General features: G+C 70.7%; 13 protein-coding genes and 4 pseudogenes. 9 read left to right on the forward strand and 8 right to left on the reverse strand.

Going from position 1 to position 17,290, the window contains the following annotated elements:
* Positions 1-49: 49 nt before the first annotated feature.
* On the forward strand, positions 50-1,090 hold the full coding sequence (locus ACZ3IC_RS19170) for an N-acetylglucosamine kinase (RefSeq protein ID WP_467417629.1): 1,041 nt from the start codon (positions 50-52) through the stop codon (positions 1,088-1,090).
* 131 nt (positions 1,091-1,221) lie between these two features.
* Positions 1,222-2,145 carry a sirohydrochlorin chelatase gene (locus ACZ3IC_RS19175; RefSeq protein WP_467417631.1) on the forward strand — a complete coding sequence of 308 codons (924 nt, stop codon included), beginning with the start codon at positions 1,222-1,224 and terminating at the stop codon, positions 2,143-2,145.
* A 293-nt stretch (positions 2,146-2,438) separates the two neighbouring features.
* Here ACZ3IC_RS19175 and ACZ3IC_RS19180 read toward each other — a convergent pair whose 3' ends face one another.
* Both ACZ3IC_RS19180 and ACZ3IC_RS19185 read right to left on the reverse strand, forming a co-directional pair.
* Positions 2,439-3,944, reverse strand: a complete 1,506-nt coding sequence (locus ACZ3IC_RS19180) for an FUSC family protein (RefSeq protein ID WP_467417632.1) — start codon at positions 3,942-3,944, stop codon at positions 2,439-2,441.
* Between the two features lie 283 nt (positions 3,945-4,227).
* A complete protein-coding gene (locus tag ACZ3IC_RS19185) occupies positions 4,228-4,452 on the reverse strand; it encodes an alpha/beta hydrolase (RefSeq protein ID WP_467417634.1) in 225 nt (74 codons plus the stop codon).
* Positions 4,453-4,487: 35 nt separating this feature from the next.
* Between ACZ3IC_RS19185 and ACZ3IC_RS19190 the strand changes: the two genes are divergently transcribed.
* From ACZ3IC_RS19190 to ACZ3IC_RS19205, 4 genes and pseudogenes are all read left to right on the forward strand, one after another.
* Complete coding sequence (locus tag ACZ3IC_RS19190; RefSeq protein ID WP_467417636.1) at positions 4,488-4,973, forward strand: Lrp/AsnC family transcriptional regulator; 486 nt, start codon at positions 4,488-4,490, stop codon at positions 4,971-4,973.
* A gap of 673 nt (positions 4,974-5,646) precedes the next feature.
* Complete coding sequence (locus ACZ3IC_RS19195; RefSeq protein ID WP_467417908.1) at positions 5,647-6,852, forward strand: serine/threonine-protein kinase; 1,206 nt, start codon at positions 5,647-5,649, stop codon at positions 6,850-6,852.
* A 149-nt stretch (positions 6,853-7,001) separates the two neighbouring features.
* Entirely contained in the window at positions 7,002-7,442 is a 441-nt protein-coding gene (locus tag ACZ3IC_RS19200; RefSeq protein ID WP_467417637.1) for a hypothetical protein, read from the forward strand.
* 572 nt (positions 7,443-8,014) lie between these two features.
* A pseudogene (locus ACZ3IC_RS19205) lies at positions 8,015-9,637 on the forward strand (M28 family metallopeptidase); the annotation flags it as partial.
* A 59-nt stretch (positions 9,638-9,696) separates the two neighbouring features.
* Here ACZ3IC_RS19205 and ACZ3IC_RS19210 read toward each other — a convergent pair.
* Positions 9,697-10,059, reverse strand: coding sequence for a hypothetical protein (locus ACZ3IC_RS19210; RefSeq protein ID WP_467417638.1), 363 nt, complete (start codon positions 10,057-10,059; stop codon positions 9,697-9,699).
* 106 nt (positions 10,060-10,165) lie between these two features.
* Positions 10,166-10,756 (reverse strand): helix-turn-helix domain-containing protein, encoded by a 591-nt coding sequence (locus ACZ3IC_RS19215; RefSeq protein ID WP_467417639.1) that lies wholly within the window; start codon positions 10,754-10,756, stop codon positions 10,166-10,168.
* A 433-nt stretch (positions 10,757-11,189) separates the two neighbouring features.
* On the opposite strand from ACZ3IC_RS19215, the pseudogene ACZ3IC_RS19220 reads away from it, so the two are divergent.
* Together ACZ3IC_RS19220 and ACZ3IC_RS19225 are read left to right on the forward strand one after the other, a co-directional pair.
* Positions 11,190-11,344, forward strand: a pseudogene (locus tag ACZ3IC_RS19220) (DNA-binding response regulator); the annotation flags it as partial.
* Between the two features lie 396 nt (positions 11,345-11,740).
* Positions 11,741-13,066, forward strand: coding sequence for a geranylgeranyl reductase family protein (locus ACZ3IC_RS19225; protein WP_467417640.1), 1,326 nt, complete (start codon positions 11,741-11,743; stop codon positions 13,064-13,066).
* A gap of 88 nt (positions 13,067-13,154) precedes the next feature.
* On the opposite strand, the pseudogene ACZ3IC_RS19230 reads toward ACZ3IC_RS19225, so the two are convergent.
* Both ACZ3IC_RS19230 and ACZ3IC_RS19235 read right to left on the reverse strand, forming a co-directional pair.
* A pseudogene (locus tag ACZ3IC_RS19230) lies at positions 13,155-13,390 on the reverse strand (esterase); the annotation flags it as partial.
* Positions 13,391-13,448: 58 nt separating this feature from the next.
* Entirely contained in the window at positions 13,449-14,222 is a 774-nt protein-coding gene (locus tag ACZ3IC_RS19235) for a LysR family substrate-binding domain-containing protein (RefSeq protein ID WP_467417642.1), read from the reverse strand.
* Between the two features lie 58 nt (positions 14,223-14,280).
* Between ACZ3IC_RS19235 and ACZ3IC_RS19240 the strand changes: the two genes are divergently transcribed.
* Positions 14,281-14,685, forward strand: coding sequence for a DUF5997 family protein (locus tag ACZ3IC_RS19240; RefSeq protein ID WP_467417643.1), 405 nt, complete (start codon positions 14,281-14,283; stop codon positions 14,683-14,685).
* 320 nt (positions 14,686-15,005) lie between these two features.
* Here ACZ3IC_RS19240 and ACZ3IC_RS19245 read toward each other — a convergent pair whose 3' ends face one another.
* Positions 15,006-15,830 (reverse strand): thioesterase II family protein, encoded by an 825-nt coding sequence (locus tag ACZ3IC_RS19245; RefSeq protein WP_467417645.1) that lies wholly within the window; start codon positions 15,828-15,830, stop codon positions 15,006-15,008.
* A 198-nt stretch (positions 15,831-16,028) separates the two neighbouring features.
* Positions 16,029-17,182 (reverse strand): annotated as a pseudogene (locus ACZ3IC_RS19250) (glycosyltransferase family 4 protein).
* Positions 17,183-17,290 lie beyond the last annotated feature (108 nt).

Below are 17,290 nucleotides of genomic sequence, written 5' to 3' on the forward strand. Positions count from 1 at the left end.
GCTCGGGATAGGCTGCCGCCGTCATTCCTCTTCCTACTGGAGCCGGTCCATGAGCTCACGCAGGCGTTCGCCGGAAAGCAGCGGTGCTCGTTGTGTGCTCGGCGTGGACTCGGGCGGTTCCGGGCTGCGGGTGGCGCTGGGCGTCGTCGGCACATCCGCCCCGGTGGGTACAACGGTCTGTGCCGAGCCGGTACGCACCGGACCTGCGGGGATCGATGCGGGCCATCTGCTGGAGCAACTACTGCCCGCCGCTCGTGACCTGCTGGAGCGGCACGGCAGCGGCGACGGCTCCGGGATCGCCGCCGTGGCGATCGGCGCCGCCGGTATGGCGACGCTCGGCGGGCAGCTGCGCGCCGAGCTGCCTTCGGCCCTGGAGCACGCGCTCGGGGTGCGCCGGCTGGCTCTCGCCGCCGATGCGGTGACCGCGTACGCGGGTGCGGTCGGTCAGCGCCCGGGGGCGGTCGTCGCGGGGGGCACGGGCATGATCGCGCTGGGAACGGATCTGGCGGGCTGGCGCCGGGCCGACGGCTGGGGTCATCTGCTGGGTGACAGCGGCGGCGGTGCCTGGATCGGGCGGGCCGGTCTCGATGCGGCCTTGCGCGCCCATGACGGACGGCGCGGTGGGTCCGCCGCGCTGCTGGCCCGGCTGGAGGCGCTGTTCGGGTCGGTGCCGGAGCTGCCGGGACTGCTCTACCCGCGTACCGACCGGCCTGCCGTGCTGGCCTCGTTCGCCCCCGAGGTCGCCACCTGCGCCGGGCATGATCCGGTCGCCGCGGGCATTCTGCGCGAAGCCGCCGGACATATCGCGGAGGCCGCCGCGGCGGTGTGTCCGAAGGTTGGGGCCGATGACGAGCCGTGCGAAGTGGCCCTGACGGGCGGCTTGTTCCGGATGGGCGATCCGCTGCTCGTACCGCTGCGCGAGGAACTGTCCCGGCAGCTCCCGCAGGCACGGACGGTCCCCGGTTCGGGTGATCCGTTGACCGGGGCGCTGTCCATCGCCCAGGCGTTGGCCATGGGGGATCTGCGACTGCCCCACCATCCGACGCTGCTCTGCGTACCCGGTTACGGGCCTGGGCAGGAGCCTGGATAGCAGCCTGGATGGGTACCGACAGAGCAGGGCAGTCGACCGGTAAGCCTCTCATCGGATAAAAGCGGACAGATAACGCCCGACTGGGCCCTCCCCGAACAGAGGGCTACCCAAAACCAGTAGCATGCGGCGCCATGAGCACCCCCACTGGGCCCGCTTCCGGCCTGCCTGTACGAATGCCGCGACCTCGCCAGTCCGGACGGCACCGCCGCCCGGAGCCCGTGGTCGCACCCGAGGGCGCTGCCGCGCTCGTTCTCGCCGTTCCCGGTACCCCCTCTTCGGCCACGCGCAGCCTGGCCAAAGAGGTGATCAGCATCGCCCGTTCCGAGCTGCCCGGTCTCAATGTCCGGATCGGCTACCTCGACGGTGACGATGCCGAGTACCCGACGCTCTCGTCCGTACTCACCCACAGCGCCGCCGAGCGCACCGCGCGCTTCGAGCAGGCGCAGGCCGCGGGCCGTGAGGTCGCCGAGCCCGAGGGTCCGTCCGCCGTCGTGGTGCCGCTGCTCGCGGGGCCGGACAGCTCCCTGATCCGACGGATACGGCAGGCCGTGATGGAGAGCGGTACGCAGGTCGAGCTGACCGATGTACTCGGCCCGCACCCACTGCTCGCCGAGGCACTGCACGTACGTCTCTCCGAGGCCGGTCTGGCCCGAGCCGACCGTGCCAGGCTCTTCACCGTGGCTACGGCCGCCGACGGCATCGTGCTGGTCACGGTGGGTGGCGAGGAGGCCGTACAGGCCGCCGGGATCACCGGCATGCTGCTGGCCGCCAGGCTCGCGGTACCGGTGATGGCCGCCGCACTCGACGTGGAAGGTTCCGTCGCGTCGATCGCCGGGCAGCTGACGGGCTCCGGCTCGGCGCAGCTCGCACTGGCTCCGTATCTCGTCGGCCCCGAGGTGCCCGAGGGGCTGCTGGACGCCGCCGCTAAGGAGGCGGGCTGCGCGACGGCCGAGCCGCTCGGCGCATATCCGGCGATCGGCAAGCTCGTGCTGTCGATGTACACGACGGCGCTCGGTATCTCGCCGACGCTGCCGCAGGGCGCTCAGGCGCACTGACCCGGTGCCGGGTACGCCCGGCAGCCGTCTTTCCCCGGTCACCGGGCGGGCTCGGTCTTTCCAGCCCGTCCGGTGATTCGGCTGCGCGTGGCGCAAGGGGGCGTGCTGTCAGGCGAATATGACGCAGGCCGCGGCGGAGGCCTCCCGCGAGCCCGTGCGGCGCGGGACGCCGGTCGCCGGGTCGACGGATCACGACCGTTCGTACCGTCGTGATCTCCGGGGCGACGGTAGCAGTCGCCCCCCCCATGAGGTCTAGACCAGGGCTCTGATGCCGATCGCTCCGTGGGACCGTTTCACACACCGATCAACGGGGCGCGTGGATCGCTGTGCAGCGGTGCGGCGAGTTCGGCAAGTGCCCGTTCCAGGCCGTGCAGATGGGCGAGCGCGGGCTCTGCGACGGCCGGGCGCGGCGGAATGCTCGGCACGCCCGCCCGGTGCGGCAGATCCGGGGCTGTCAGCGCCTCCACGGAGGCCTCGACACGCCAGCAGGCGGCTGCCAAGCGGGCGTCGTGGGACGCCTCCGGGTCCGCGGCGACGGAGGCCAGTCCGTGCACCTCCCGCGCGCAGGTGTCCAGCAGGGCGAGTACTTGTCGGGCACGGGCCTTGCGGGCGCGCAGCGGGCTCAGCGGGTGCACCAGCGGGGCCAGGGACAGCCGCACCCGCCCGAGGAGTGCCTCCAGCTCGGCGATGCGGGGCGCCGGGTCGGCGGTCGTCGATCCGGAGAGTCGCGCTGCGGCTTCCGCCGTACAGACGTGCACGCAGCGCAGGGCCCGCTGGATCCATGCGTCGGTCGTGGCGTGTGTGGTGACGGGCAGCACAAGGAGCACCGCGAGCATCGCGCCGAGCGCTCCGGCACCGGTCTCGGTGAGCCTCAGCATGAGCAGGGCCGGGTCCAGCACGCCGAGGAGTCCGTAGAGCGCCCCGGCCATCACCGTCACGAAGAACACCATCCAGGTGTACGAGACCGCGGCGGTGTAGAAGATCCCGAAGACGCCGACCGCGACGAGCACCGCGCTGGGCACGGGAGCACCGTGCAACGGAACGACGGCGGCCAGGCCGATGGGGATGGCGATCAGTGTTCCCAGGACCCTGCGGAAGCCACGTACCAGCGTCTCGCCGCGCGAGGCGGTGTTCACGAAGACCCACCATGTGGCGCCCACGGCCCAGTACCAGCGCTGCTCGGAGAGGAGCAGTCCCGCCGTGAGCGCGAGGGCTCCGCCCACGGTCGCCTGAAGTGCCTGGCGCGTGGTCGCGCGGGCCAGCCCCTTACCAGTCACCGGGGCGGGTACGACGGCGGCGGGCAGCCGCCGCTCGTAGCACCACAGTCCGAAGCGGACGGTCGACGAGGCGAGCAGGGAAAGGGCGACCGCGGAGTACAGCTCGGGCAGCTGTCCGGGCAGTGTGTGGAGGAACTGCGTGGTGAAGAAGGCCATGAACGCGAAGACACCCAGCGAGTGACCGCGCGGCCCCCATCGCCGGGCGTACACACCCAGGCCCATGACTGCGAGAAAGGCCACGTCCCGTGCCAACGGATGGTCGTGCAGCACTGCGGCAAGGGCGAGCACGGGGAAGCCGACGGCCGGCAGCAGGGCGGTGGTGATCGCCTGGTCGCGCACCGTGGTGTCCAGCACCGTGAACAGGGCCAGCAGCGCGGCAAGACCGCCGGTGACGGCCGCGACGAGCGAGTGACCGGCCAGACCGCACACGACGACTGCCAGCCCGATGCCGAGGACGGCCCGGACAGCGCTGCGCAGCCGCCGCCGGCCCGGGTCCGGGGAAACGAACATCCTCTTCAGCACCGCATGCTCCCGCTTCCGCACACCGGCCCTGCACACCGGCATGAAAAAGGCGCCGCGGGGATCCGCAGCGCCATCGACTGGTACATCACAACATCTCTGCGGCCTGTGGCTCAACCCAGACCGAAAGCATTGAGCCATTGGCCCAATCATTCGCCAATGGTATGCACCATGAGTATGCCAACGGACCGGAACGGGGCCGAACCCCGTCCGGTCCGGCCCGGGGCCGGCGACCACCGGCAGCCGTCAAACACGCCGCAAGGGAAAATCGTCATCGCGGACAGGTTCACCGTCGTTGCGGCACGTCGGCGATCCAGTCGTCGCCGTCGCCCGCCCGGACGGTGGCCGGGGTGTGCAGGGCCGCGGCGTTTGCGTAGCCGGTGCCGGGGCTTGCGTACAGGACAATGCCCGCGACCCGCAGTCCGTGCGCGGCCCGGGCGCAGACGACGGAGCCGTAGGAGTGGCAGACGAGGGAGGCCGGGCGACCGCCGGGCCATTGGTACAGTCGCAACCCGGATCGACCTACCAGGAGGAGACCAACGGACCATGGCGGTGGACGCCCTCGACACCCGCATCCTGCGCCTGCTCATCGAGCAGCCGCGTACCAGCGTCCGTGAGTACGCACGCATTCTCTCCGTCGCCCGGGGCACCCTCCAGGCCCGTATCGACCGGCTGGAGCGGGACGGTGTGATCACCGGTACGGGACCGGTCCTGTCCCCCGCCGCGCTGGGCCACCCGGTGCTGGCCTTCGTTCATCTGGAGGTCACCCAGGGGCATTTGGACGAGGTCGGTGAGGCACTCGCCTCGGTGCCGGAGATCGTCGAGGCTTTCTCGACCACGGGCGGCGGCGATCTGCTGGCCCGGGTGGTGGCCCGCGACAATGGGCATCTGGAGGATGTGATCCAGCGGTTGATCCAGTTGCCCGGCGTGGTCAGGACGCGTACCGAGGTGGCGTTGCGCGAGCGGGTGCCGCACCGGCTGCTGCCGCTGGTCGAATCGGTGGGCCGAATGGCGACCGGTGGCAGGAACTGATCACCGGCTGGAAGCTGAGTGCCGTGAACTCACCACGCACTCCGGACCCTTCGGGGCCTCACCAAGGAGCGAAGCCCCGAGCAGGCTCTGTCCGGACCCGCGCCGAGCGATGCCGACGCCTCGAAGGGCGTCCCGGGCCGTGAGCGGTGGCCGGCACGGTGGCGACCACGCCGCCGCCGGTGTCCCCGGGGCGCCTCGGGGGGAAACGGACACCACGGCGGCCAAGGGGCCCGACGTGGCGACCCTTCATCAGATGGGCCGCCTCAGCGGTCTCGTCCCGCTGGTCGCCCCGATCCCGCGCAAGGCGTACGGTCTCGGCGCGATGGCCATGACGATCGACTCCACCCGCGCCCGGCTCGCCATCGCGGCCGGGCCCCCGAGGAGGCTTCCGCCCCTGCACTCTCACCCGACAGGCACCGTCCGTTCGTCGACACCTGGCGAGGAATCCGCGGCGTTGCCGCCCCGCAGGGCACCTGTGGACGGCGGGGCGGCCACTCGGCGTGCCGTCGGGGTCCGGCGGCCCGATATCCTGATCATGCCGCGCGCCCTCACCCCGCCCCGATTCCGGTCGGGGCGCCGCCGTGGCAGTCGAAGCGGCCCACGATTCGAGATTGGTGCACAGGTGCTGGTAGCTGGTCGGTACCGCTTGTTGTCCCCCATTGGCCGCGGCGGCATGGGTGAGGTGTGGCGCGCCGCCGACGAAGTGCTCGGCAGGGCGGTGGCCGTGAAGCTGCTGCTGGGCGACCACGCGGACGCGTCGTCCACCGCCCGGTTCCGCCTGGAGGCGCAGACCGCGGCCCGCCTGAGCCACCCTCATCTGGTGGCCGTGTTCGACTTCGGGGCCTGGGAAAACCGCTTCTACCTCGTGATGGAGCTCGTCGAGGGCAGAAGCCTGGGCGATCTGCTCGCGGCCGAGGAGCGGCTCGGCGCCGAGCAGGTCGCCCGGATCGCGGGCCAGGCGGCCGCGGGCCTCGCCGCCGCCCATCGACAGGGCATCGTGCATCGTGACATCAAGCCCGGAAACCTGATGCTGGACGCCGAAGGGGCCGTCAAGATCGGCGACTTCGGCATCGCCCAGTTCGTCGACGACCCTTCCGCCGCGCTGACCACCACGGGGCAGATCGTCGGCACGAGTCTCTATCTCGCCCCGGAGCGCGCCCTTGGCCATACGGCCGGTGCGGCTTCCGACATGTACTCCCTCGGCTGTGTGATCTACCAACTCCTCCTGGGCCAACCGCCCTTTCGCTCCGACACGGCAACCGCCACGCTCTACCAACATGTCGATACGGCGCCCGTGCCGCTCAGAGAGCGCGGCGTCGACCTGTCCCCGGCCTTCGACTCCTATCTGCTGGGACTTCTCGCGAAGCAGCCCGAGGACCGGCCCAGCGCCCAGCAGGTCGCCGACTGGTTCCAGAGCGGTGCGTGGCAGGGACAGCCGGAGCCGCTGCCGATGTACGCCTCCACACCCCCTCCGGCAGCGCAGAGTGCTCCCTATGGCTCGGCAGCACCCCCTCCCGCGTTCAGCCCGGCCCCGGCGCCCGCCTCCGTCCAGCAGGGTGGGGGTGTGACGACGTATCGGCTGCCGCAGACCGGCGGCCACAGACGGCGTCCGGCCGAGCGGTCCGAGCCGGTCCGGCGGCGCACCGGCGCCCGCGAGGCGATCAGGCGCCGCCCCAGGGTGGCGAGCGCCATTGCCGGTACGGTCGCCTTCCTCGCCGCCGTGTACCTGGGGATGAGCCTGTTCTCCCCGGATTCCAGCTCGGCCGAAACCCCGGACACCGGCCCCACCGCGACCACTGGACCCGAGTCCCCGGCCCCCGCCCAGTCGGCACAGAACAGCGGCGACAAAGAGAACGACGTGGACGGCGAAGAGGACTGACCGCCCCTTCCTCCGCCGCACGGGCCCGAGGCCCGTACCGTTCCGGCCGGGGCAGCGCCCGTCAAGCAGCTGTCAGGACCGGCGGCTGCGGCGTCAGCGGTTCGTCAACGGACGCCGACGGGCCGGTCGGCATCCGTATCGTCGCCGCCATGGGACGACGTGACATCCGAGCCGTGCCCGGCCCTCACGCAGGCCGAGTTCATCTGCCGCCCGATACGAGCGCTTACGACCACGGCTGGGCCGGGGACCTGCGGTTCGCGATCCGCTGTGCCGTGACACTTCTCGGGCTGCTCCTGACCGTCGATACGACGGCCGGTCACCTCACCTGGCTGCGCGCGCTGCTGTGGACGGGCCTGGCCGCTCTGCTGTTCGTGGTCCTGGTGCCGCCACGCGTCCGTGCGGGTGCCGGGTGGCTGTCCTGTCGCGGACTGCTGCGCGAACGGATCGTGCGCACCGACCGGTTGGTGTCGGTGCGCTGGTCGGACGGGGTCTCCCAGCGCCTGGTGCTCCGTGACACGGACGGTTGCCGCGTCGAGATCGACCCCCAGGTTCCTCACCAATCCGGCACTGTGGCACCGGCTGGACGATGACGCCCGCGGCTGCGTGCGACGGGGGACGCTGCGGTGCGGGGTGACGGCGCTGCGACAGATGGCCGACCGTATCGACCGCCGGACGGCGCGTACGGTGTTCACGATCTCCGGCCTGGAGTGACCGCCGCGCACGACGGGGTCGTTGTGCGATCCCACCACCGCGACTTGACCAAACTTGCCAAGTCCCTTGGCGGCCACCGCAGATCGTTGACGAGGCCATGACGGCATGTGAGTGTTCGGTCGCTCGATCACGGGCGACGGCGGCACGGGCGGCCGATGGCGGCCGGGGCAAGTGCGTCACCGTACACCGATGTCCGTGATCGAGGCCCCCCCCGACTCGAGGAGCCTCGATGAAACGCAGACCGATGACGGCCGGGACAATCCTGGCCGTCCTCGCCGGAATGCTGGTCGTCACCAGCGGTCAGTCAGCATCTGCCGAACCGTCTCCGCCCGCCCCGACAGCGGTCACGGCCGCGGTGTCGGCAACCGACCGGGCCGCCGCCAGTGGTCTCGACACCCTGGCGAAGAGGCCCGACGAGCGGTACGAGCGGCAGATGGTGACCCCTTGGGTCGGCAGCGCTCCGGACATCAGTGTCGCCAATGTGCAGTCCCACCTGGCTCAGCTGAACACCATCGCTTCGCAGAACGGCGGCAACCGCCGTTCCGGAAGCGCCGGTTACACGGCCTCGGTCGCCTATGTGAAGAGCAAGCTGCAGGCGGCCGGCTACACCGTCAGCGAGCAGACCTGCACCAGCTGCACCTACCGCGGCAACAACCTGATCGCCGACTGGCCGGGCGGCCCGGCCGACCAGACCGTCATGTTCGGCGCCCATCTGGACGGCGTCGCGGCCGGCCCCGGCATCAATGACAACGGCTCGGGTTCCGCCACCCTGCTGGAGAACGCGCTCGTCCTGGCGCAGCAGAACCCGACGATGACCAAGCACGTCCGCTTCGCCTGGTGGAACGGCGAGGAGCAGGGTCTCCAGGGTTCCAAGTACTACGTGGGCCAGCTCACCGCCGCCCAGCGCAGCGCCATCAAGGCGTACTACAACTTCGACATGGTCGCCTCGACCAACGCCGGCTACTTCATCAACAACGTCAGCTCGGCCGCCTCGGCCCCGATGAAGGAATACTGGGACTCGCTGAACCTGGCACCGGAGGAGAACGTCGAGGGCCAGGGACGGTCCGACGACTACTCCTTCCAACAGGGCGGCATTCCCACCTCCGGCTACGCCACGGGCGCCGGCGACACCAAGTCGTCGGCGCAGGCCGCCAAGTGGGGCGGTACGGCGGGCCGGTCGTACGACCCCTGCTACCACCAGTCCTGCGACACCACGAGCAACATCAACGCGACCGCACTCGACCGCAGCGCCGACGGCGTCGCCCACACGGTGTGGAAGACCTCCGTCGGCACCACCGCGCCCGCCGATGACTTCTCCGTCACAGTGAAGCCGGTCTCCGGCAATGTCCAGCCGGGCGGTTCGGTCACGGCGACCGTGTCGACGGCGACCACCAGCGGCTCCGCGCAGACCGTGAGGCTGGCAGTCTCCGGGGAGCCGAGCGGTGTCACGGTCTCGTTCGACCCCGCCTCCGTGCAGTCGGGTTCCTCCTCGACCATGACGGTCTCCGCCGGGGCCCAGGCCGCGGCAGGTACGTACACCCTCACGGTGACGGGGACCGGCACGGCCACCCATGGCACTACGTACTCGCTCGTCGTCGGTGGCGGCGGCACGTGCCAGGCGCGACAGGTCGTTGCCAACGGGGGCTTCGAGGAAGGCGTCTCGCCGTGGACCCAGACGGACGGCGTCATCAGCAACCGGACGTCGGAGAAGCCCGCGCGCAGCGGCGCGTACATGGCCTGGCTCGGCGGCTGGGGAGCCACCCACTCCGACAGCGTCTCGCAGTCGCTGACCATTCCGTCGGGCTGCTCGGCGTACAAGCTGTCGTTCCATCTGCGCACCGACACCGACGAGTCGGCGGGCGACCCGACCGCGTACGACACATTCACCGTCAAAATCGGCACCAGGACGCTTGCGACGTACTCGAATCTGGACGCCACGGACTCCTACGTCCAGAAGACCTTCGACGTCGGCGACCTCGCCGGCCAGACGGTCACCCTCGGGTTCACCAGCAGTGAGGACGCCTATCTGCAGACCAGCTTCGTCGTGGACGACGTGACCCTGAACGTGAGCTGATCAACCATCAGGCAGCCACCCGGGCGGGGCGTCCAGGCACACGCCCCGCTTTCGGTGTCTCAGCGGACGACGGCCGCCAGCCGACGGGTGAATTCGTCGATCTCGGGCCTGCCGCCGCGCCAAGTCGCCAACCTGCCGTGCAAACCGCGCAGTTCCTGGCCGAGCAGTGTCGATGCGGTCACTTCGGTGGTGTCCAGTACGGGTCCGGCAATGGGGATCGCCGCGTGCGGGTCCTGGGCGCAGGCATGGGCGTCGGCCATCCGTACCAGGAACAGCATCCGCGCCGAGTGCATCCCGGGCGGCAGCAGATCCAGCGCGGTACGGGTCGCCACGACCGCGCGGAGCGCCAGTCGACGGTCTCCGGTCGCCGCCGCCAGGTCCCGCAGCGCGGCGGCGGCGCCGGACTCCACCCGCAGGCGCACGGAGGCGACGGACGGCCAGGGTGCCTCCGTCTCGTCCTGCTCGCACAGCGCAGCATCGCGTGCAGGGTCGCTCGACCACGACGGTCGCTCCCGGCCAGGCGCGCTCCTAATCGGCCCGCAGGCAGACGGCGAGCAGCGCTGTCAGGGCGTGCACGGTGTCGATGTCCAGCGGCGGGCGCGGAACGGTGGCCGGGCCCAGGGCGCAGAAAGCCGCATGCAGGGCGATGGCATCGGCGAGTGCGGGAACGGTGCAGCCGTCACCGCCGTGCACCGGACACACCAGTCCGTACGCGGGCAGGCTCGTGGGCAGGACGGTGTCCGGCGGCAGCATCGAGAGCAGGGCACCCCTTGCGGGCTCGCCGGGCAGGGACCCCGTCCGCGCGGTGGCTGTTGCGGGACGTACGCCCCCGTTCTCCGCGCCCGTGCCACCCGGCCCTTCGGCCTCCGCGGCCTCGCAGGCATCGAGGAGGTCGCCGCCGGCCGTCAGCAGAGCGTCCAGCCTGCGGGCCAGCGGCAGCGGTGTCCTCCGGGTGCCGTGCTCCAGTTTGCTGATGGCGGTGTGGTCGTACCCGACGCGGGCGCCCACTTGGGCCTGGGTGAACCCGGCGCGCCTGCGCCACTGACGTAGCCGGGTTCCGAAGGCTCTCCACACCTCTGCGGTACGGACATCCGACAGGGGGCCCATGCCCTCGGTCACCCGTAACTCCGCGGAGCCCCGCCGGATGCCGGATCTATGTCATGCTCATGGCCCATAACCGGGAGGATAGCGAGCGCGTGCGTGCGCTGTCCCCGTGCGACGGGAAGATGGCGTCTTCCCGCGCCTCTCATGCCGCGACCGACGGGCAGTCACCCCCGTTCGGCGCCGCGTACAAGAAGGAACGAGGCGGTCGAGCACGCCTCTTGTCCTCGGGGAGCCGCATGAAGGGGCCACGCACTGGGCATATGACCGGTGACCGACAGGGGTGGTGGCAGTGGGCCGCATCAAGATCGTCCGCCGTCCGCAGCTGCCGTCGCGGCCTCCGCCTCTCGATCTGCGCACGCCGTCCGGCCGCCCGCTGCCGTACTGAGCGCTCCCCCGCCGCGGCCGAGAAGCCGCCCGCCCTGGAGGGCGGCGGGTGCGCGGACTCGGCATCCGGATGCCTCCCACCCACACCGACGAGGGGCTGCGGGCCGTACTGGAGACCCGCGAGCGCCGGCCGCTGGTCGGTGTGCTGGTGCTCTCCTCTCCCAGCATGTGGAGCGCACCTACGCGGTCCGGCTGCTGTCCGCGAACGCCGAGCGGGTGCGGGTCGCGGCAGATTCAGCCCTCCTCGCCCCCTCGGCATACCGGCGTACCGGCGCGTGACAAGGGCTTCGGCATGGGCCATGTGCTGGAATTCCGTAGGGCCGACGCTCGCGCTGGGAGCGTCGATAAGACACCGCGGTTTTTCCACACCCATCAGGATGATCTCGGCGCGCGGACAGGCGCCGCCCGCTCGTCCTCGTGAGCCGTCGTCTGCGGAGGTGTTGACATCGGCCGCTTCCGTGATCGACGTTCCTCACACAGCGGTTGATGCCGTATCAGGCGGGTGCCGGATGTCCGGGCCGGGTTCCGCACCCGCCCTCCTTGATCGATGATGACGCACAGGGCTGCCGTCCTCGGTACGGCACCGGCTGTCCCAGGAACAGGAAGGGGTTCCCAATGCGGGAAACGACACCAGACCAGTCCCCGCCGGACGACCGGCCCGTCCACGGCTCGGACGAGGAAGCCCAGGTGATCGTGGTGGGGGCGGGGCCGGCAGGCTCGGCCGCGGCTTTCCATCTCGCCAGGGCGGGCGTCGATGTCCTGCTCCTGGAGAAGTCCCACTTCCCCCGGGAGAAGGTGTGCGGGGACGGCTTGACGCCACGCGCCGTGCACCAGCTCATCAAGATGGGCATCGACATCAAGGCTCCGGGGTGGACGCGTTCACGCGGGATGCGCTGGGTGGCCGGGGAACACCAGGTACACATCGACTGGCCCGCGCTCGGGCGATACCCGGATTTCGGGCTCTCGCGCAGCCGACACGACTTCGACGACATCCTGGCCCGGCACGCCATCGCCGCCGGAGCCCGGCTGCGCAGCGGCGTGAAGGTGACCCAGCCCCTGACCGACCGCGCCGGCCGTATCACCGGCGTCACCGCCACCACGGGGGCGAAGGAGCCATTGACCTTCCACGCGCCGATCGTCATCGCCGCCGACGGTGCCTCCGCCCGCCTCGCACTCGCCATGGGCCTGCAGCGGGACAGGAGCAGGCAGATCGCGACGGCCGCCCGCCGCTACTACCGCAGCCCGGAGCGTTCCCGTGAGGAGTACCTGGAGCTGTGGGCCGACCTCCGCTTCCCGGGCAGCGATCATTACCTGCCCGGATACGGCTGGATCTTCCCCATGGGCGACGGCCGCGTCAATGTCGGTCTCGGTGCCCTGCCTCACCAACGGCACGGCACCGCGGACCTGCGCACCACGCTGGACCAGTGGCTGGCCCGTACCCCGCACGCCTGGGGACTGCGTGAGGAGAACGCCGAGGGCCCCGTCCGCAGCGCGGCGCTCCCCCTGGGCTTCAACCGTCACCCCCTCTACGCCCGCGGGCTCCTCCTCGTCGGCGACTCCGGAGGCATGATCAGCCCCTGGAACGGCGAGGGCATCGGCCAGGCCATGGAAGCCGGCGAGGTCGCGGCCGAGACCGCCGCCCTCGCCCTCGCTCTACCCCGGGGGCCCCGGCGGGAGCAGGTGCTGCGCGGCTACCCCGTCGAAATGAACCGCCGCTGGGGGCGCTATTACCGTCTCGGGAACACGGCCGCCGACCTCGTCTTCAGCCGTTCGGGCTTCCAGCCGGTCCTCAACCGTTACGTCATGGGGTCGCCGTTTCTGCTCAACACCTTGGCCCGGCTGCTCACCAACCTCACGGACGAGCCCTCGCACGACCTGATCGACCATCTCCTCAATGGTGTCGTGCGTCTCGTACCGGAACCGAAGGTGCGCAGGCGCTGAACCCCGGCTCCCAGCCGGGAGCACGACCAGCGCACCGGGGAAAGCCTCTCGGCAGGCCCCCGGTGCGCTGTGTCCGTACCACTCGTCACTACTCGTCGATCGTGGCCCCGCACGCGGCGTCCAGCGACGGAGCCCTCAGCGAGCCGCCGCCGTACGTCCACGAACCGGTGGCCGTGACCCCGCCCGGGCCGGCCGAGAGCACCCACACCACGCCGTCGCCGGTGTTCTCACCGGGGGCGGAGACGAGGAGTCCGAACGGCCGTCCCTGTTCGGGTCAGTCAACCTGACCTGGCCGCCCCAGCGGTCGCCCTTCTCCGCGGGGCCGCCGGCACCTTGCCGCCCCAGGCTTCGGCCCGCAGGCCGGTCGCCGCGCGCGGCGCAGCTACGACCGGCGGCGGGGCTTTCCGCGCTTGCCGCCCTTGGCACCACCGGAACCGCTCCGCGGGCTCTTCCCCGCTGTCTTCCCCGCCGCCTTCCCGGCTGCGGGCTTCCGCCGTGCGCCGCCGGCATCGGGGCGTTTGCCCTTCGGCTGCGCCGGGGCCTTGGGGCGGCCCCGTGAACTGTTGACGGTCCGGCCGCGGACGATCCCGATGAAGTCCTCCACCAGGTCGGTGGTCTCGTCCTCCAGCCATGACAGCGCGACGCGGGACTCGGGTGCGTCCGCCACCGGCCGGTACGTGAGGTCCTTGCGGTGGTGCAGGCGGGCGATCGACTGCGGGACGACGAGGAGGCCCACTCCCGCCGCCACGAGTTCGATGGCATCCGCCGTCGTGGCGGGACGCTCGATCGCGGGCCGTCCCGGCCGGTGCTCCCATTCGAGGGTGTCGTCGAGCGGATGCAGCACGATGTCGTCGGCGAGATCCTCTGCGGAGATCTCCTCGACCGCCGCCACGATGTGGTCCTTCGGAATCACGACCACCGTCGTCTCGGTGTAGAGCGGGATCGCACTGAGGCCAGTCCTGTCGGTCGGCAACCGCACGAGACCCGCGTCGGCGCCGCCGGCCCGCAGCACGTCGGACGCCTCGGCGGCCGGCACCCCGATGAGGGTCAGCGGGACGTCGGGCAGCCGCTCGTTCCAGGTCCGCACCCACTTGGTGGGCGTCACCCCCGGGACATACGCGAGCCGGAACGGAGTGGTTTCTTCCGAGCTTGTCACTCCGCCAGGTTACCGGCCCTGGTCAAAGGTGGCGCACACGCTCGATACCCTTGACACCATGACGTCGCACAAGACCACCCAGACCATGAAGCCCGCAACCGCGGCAAAGAAGCTGGGTGTGTACCTCGAGGCCACCCCCGCCGAGTTCCAGGAGGGTGTTGTCTCGCGCACCGAGCTGAACGCACTGCAGTCCGACCCGCCCGAGTGGCTGCAGGAACTGCGACGCAACGGCCCGCACCCCCGGCCGGTGGTCGCGGCGAAGCTGGGTATCTCCATCTCGGGTCTCGCCCGTGGCGGAATCACGGACGCCCTCACCACGGAGCAGATCGAGGCACTGAAGAAGGACAGCCCCGACTGGCTCCGGCAGGAACGCGCCACCCAGGCCGAGGTCCGTAAGGAAGCGGTGCGCATCAAGGAGAAGAACGCAGCGCGCGGCGATCAGTCCGGCGAACCGCGTTCCTGACCTTCACTCGATGACAAGGGCGCCCCTGTCAGGGGCAGTTGTGGCCGTTGCGCGCCCCCTGTCGAGCGGTGACCCGACCGCAGGCCCAGGTACACCGCCTGCACACTGAATGCCATTGGCGAGGCTCCTCAAAGGTCCCTGGGCATGCCCCGGTTCCGACCTGCGTCGTCGGCGAGGGCGATCCGCATGCGTACCGTGCCACAGCTCATGAACGCCGAGAACGTCCAGGACGCCCTCGTCCGCTCTCCACGTCGGCAACTCGTGGTCGCCGGTGGACGAGTGGTTGTCCGGAACGGTGAGCTTCAGCTCTGATCGAAGAATTACGAGGCGCCAGGCCCCGTGATGATGCGCTCTTTGGCGGTGCGGGAGTGGGCTGTGGCGCGGGCCGCGCGCACTGACGCGATGACGGTGCGGGTCAGGGCAGCACGGTGCTCGTGCAGATAGAAGTGGCCGCCGGGATAGAGGTGGACTCCCTGAAGGTGCGGGGAGTGGTCGGCCCACGCCTTGAGCCTTGCGGGCTCCACCACGGGGTCCTGCTCGCCGCCGAAGACGGTGAGAGGCAGCGGCAGTGAGCCGGTGGCGGGGGCGCGGGCCCAGGTGTCGACAAGCTTGAAATCGCTACGGAAGACGGGTTCGAACATCTGCCACAGATCGTCGTCGTCGAGCAGCTCTGCCGGGGTGCCGCCGACCGACCGCAGCCATTCGCGCAGTTCGGCGTCGGAGCTCTCGTGCCGTCCTGGGCGGAGCCGATGCTCCGCGCCCCTGGGCGGCCCGAAGGCGGAGAGCCCTAGCCAGGCCGGCAGCGGTCCGCCCCGTGCGACGAGCGTCAGGGTCAGTTCATAAGCGGTCAGACCGCCCATGCTGTGCCCGAAGAAGGCGAACGGCCGGTCGAAAAGCGGCAGCAGCTCTTGGTGGAAGTGGTCGACCAGGTCGTCGACGCAGTCGACCGCGGGCTGATCGCGCCGGTGCGCACGCCCGGGTGCGTTGAGCAGACACAGCTCCCAGTCCGGCGGGAACTCCGCTGCCCAGTCCCGGTAGAGGAGATGTGAGCCACCGGCGTGGTGGAAGAGGAAGAGACGCAGGGACGGGTCGGCGACCGGGCTCGGGCAGACGGCGGATCCGCGGAACGCAGGGGCAGGGGTCATGCCCTGGCCCACCTGGCCCTTCCCTGTGGCGGAACGAAGAGGGCCCGCATCGGCCAAAACCCGATGCGTCCGGCGCGGCTCGACTGGCTCCAGCAACTGCACTCCCATCGTGGAGAATTGACGTCACATCGCGCGTAGCTGATCCCGCAGGTCGATTGTCGCATCCACGCCCTGTGTCGTGTCTCGCGGCTTTCCTGCCTACTGCTGCGTCGGTACGACCGCAGGGATGGTCTCGGGGTTCAGCAGCTGCGTCAGGTGGCGGGCCGACGCGTCCCAGGACCAGGATTCCCGGGCCCACGTGCGGGCTGCGGCGCCCATGTCAGCGGCCTGGCCCGCGTCGCGGAGTATCCGGGTCACCGCACCCGCAATCGCCGCGGTGTCGGTGCCGTCCACGACCCGGCCGGTCCTGCCGTCCAGCAAGGTGTCCGGAGCGCCGCCCGAGTCGCCGACGACCACCGGCAAACCGCTTGCCGCCGCCTCCAGGAACACGATCCCGAGCCCCTCCGCCTCCAGACCGGCCTTCCTGGTGCGGCACGGCATGGCGAAGACATCCGCCGCGGCGTAGTACTGCGGCGTCTCGGTGTGCGACTTTCCGCCCACGAATCGGACCGAGCCCTCGGCGTGGCGCTGGGCCAGCTTGCGCAGCCGGGCTTCGTCGGGCCCTTGGCCGACCACCACGAGCACCACGTCCGGGACCTCCCGCCGGATCAGCGGCAGAGCCCGGATCAGCATGTCCTGCCCCTTGCGCGGGACCAGCCGGGCCACACACAGGATCACCCGCTTGCCGTGCAGGCCGAGTTCGGTACGCAGCTCGTGTCCGGCGTCCTCGTCGGGCCGGTACACCTCCGCGTCGACCCCCGGCACCAGTCGGCTCATCCGCGCACGCGGGCCGAGGGCGGGCTCGATCCGGGCACGCGTGTACTGACCGAGGTAGGTGACGACGTCCACGCCTTCCCGATCCGGCGCATCATCCGACTCGGACCGGGGGTCCTGGCCCACCAGATCTCATGACCGTGGGTGGTCGCCACGATGCGCCGTATGCCGTTGCGGCGCAAAGCCGGTGCCATCAGGGCCAGCGGCGCCGCAGCCCCGAACCAGACCCGGTCGCAACCATGGGCTTTGGCTAACTCAACGGCCCTCCGGGTGACCCGTCCGGTCGGCAGCAGCATGCCGCTGGTGTCCCGTACGACAGGGAACGGAAGGGCTGCGTCGTAAGCGGTGTCTCCCGCCTCGCGCGAGGTGTAGACCACGACGTCGTCGTTTGGTATGCGGGTGGCCATGGCGTGCACAAAGGTCTCTATGCCTCCCTGGCGCGGCGGGAAGTCGTTGGTGATGACGAGGGTGGAGCGCATGACTGTGTTGGTTCCTTCAGCTGGATGGGGTCGAGCGAGCCGAGAAGAGGTAGTTGCGGCAGTCGTCGGTCACGTCGACGACACGCTCCCAAACCCGGTTGCGCCAGG

It is taken from the genome of Streptomyces sp. NPDC002958 (genome assembly GCF_055563255.1).

Coding starts and splice junctions, on each gene's coding strand:
- ACZ3IC_RS19240 (WP_467417643.1), top strand. CDS start 14,281: ATGACGTCGCACAAGACCACCCAGACCATGAAGCCCGCAACCGCGGCA.
- ACZ3IC_RS19225 (WP_467417640.1), top strand. CDS start 11,741: ATGCGGGAAACGACACCAGACCAGTCCCCGCCGGACGACCGGCCCGTC.
- ACZ3IC_RS19195 (WP_467417908.1), top strand. CDS start 5,647: ATGGGTGAGGTGTGGCGCGCCGCCGACGAAGTGCTCGGCAGGGCGGTG.
- ACZ3IC_RS19175 (WP_467417631.1), top strand. CDS start 1,222: ATGAGCACCCCCACTGGGCCCGCTTCCGGCCTGCCTGTACGAATGCCG.
- ACZ3IC_RS19200 (WP_467417637.1), top strand. CDS start 7,002: ATGGGACGACGTGACATCCGAGCCGTGCCCGGCCCTCACGCAGGCCGA.
- ACZ3IC_RS19170 (WP_467417629.1), top strand. CDS start 50: ATGAGCTCACGCAGGCGTTCGCCGGAAAGCAGCGGTGCTCGTTGTGTG.
- ACZ3IC_RS19245 (WP_467417645.1), bottom strand. CDS start 15,830: ATGACCCCTGCCCCTGCGTTCCGCGGATCCGCCGTCTGCCCGAGCCCG.
- ACZ3IC_RS19190 (WP_467417636.1), top strand. CDS start 4,488: ATGGCGGTGGACGCCCTCGACACCCGCATCCTGCGCCTGCTCATCGAG.